The following is a 1,235-nucleotide window of genomic DNA, read 5'->3' as shown; positions in this document are numbered from 1 at the left end:
CCCCACCCGCTGATCGACCTGCTCGGCCTGCGCCAGACCTGGGACCTGGCCACCGGGACGGGCGTGACCGTGGCCGTCGTCGACTCCGGCGTGGACGCCCGGCACCCGGACCTCGCGGACGCCGTCGTCACCGGCAGCGAGTTCCTCATGGTCCGGGCCGCGCACGGCTTCGAGCGCTCCGCCCCCGCCCCCGAACAGGACTGCGAGGGACACGGCACCGCCGTCGCCGGCCTCATCGCCGCCGACCGCACCGAGGGGGACCGGATGGCCGGCGTCGCCCCCGACGCCGCGATCTACCCGGTCCGCGTCGCCGACGGCGTGGACCGGGCCAGTTTCGAGACCCTCGCCGCCGCCATCGACGACGCCGTGGACTCCGGCGCCGCCGTCCTCAACCTCTCCTTCGCCGTCCCCGGCGACCGCGCACCGGTGCGTGAGGCCGTCGAACGGGCGGTGGACGCCGGGGTCCTGGTCGTCGCCGCGGCCGGGAACGAGGGCAACCGCGACCCGTCCCAGTCCATGTACCCGGCCGCCTACGACGGTGTGCTGGCGGTCGCCGCCGTCGACGGCACCGGCGCGCCCATGCAGTCCTCCAACGCCGCCGAGTGGGTCGACCTCGCGGCCTACGGCGAGAACCTCACCGTGGTGGCACCCGGCGGCTTTGGCTACCGGGCCGAGTCCGGGACCAGCTTCGCCGCCGCCCAGGTCTCCGGCGCCGCCGCCCTGGTCCTCTCCCGCTTCCCCGAGCTGAGCGCCGAGGACGTCGCCCGGCGGCTGGTCGCCTCCGCCTCGCCGGTCGGCGGCGGGCGCAACGACCTGACCGGCGCGGGCATCGTCGACCCGTTCGGCGCCGTGACCGGCCTGGGCCTGGAACGCGCCGCGGACGAGGCCGCCGCCGACGACGGCGAGGACCGGGCGCCCGCCGCGATCCCCGTCCAGGCGGTGCCCCGCCCCGGGCCCGCGCTGTCCGGCACCGCCGCCACCGCGCTGGCGGTCAGCGGCGGGCTGCTGCTGGCCGTCGTGCTCGGCCTGCTGGCCGCACCGGCCGTCCGCCGCGCCGCCCGCCGGGGCTGGCACCCGGGGCCGCTCGCCCCCGGCACCGGCGCCCCGCCCGGCGGCGAGCCCCCGCCGCCCGGCCCCCCGGCCCGCCACGACTGGCTGGACGGCACCGACCTCCCCCCCGCCCCCCCCCCCCCCCCCCCCCCCCCCCCCCCCCCCCCCCCCCCCCCCCCCCCCCC

The 1,235-nt window shown here is 80.2% G+C and carries 1 protein-coding gene; it reads left to right on the top strand.

Going from position 1 to position 1,235, the window contains the following annotated elements:
- A partial coding sequence (gene mycP, locus ACFV5N_RS27905) for a type VII secretion-associated serine protease mycosin (protein ID WP_385605357.1) occupies nucleotides 1-1,235 on the top strand: 1,235 nt, incomplete at both ends.

The organism is Streptomyces sp. NPDC059853, assembly GCF_042731495.1.
Lineage (GTDB): Bacteria > Actinomycetota > Actinomycetes > Streptomycetales > Streptomycetaceae > Streptomyces.
This window is presented reverse-complemented; position numbering and strand designations above follow the sequence as displayed.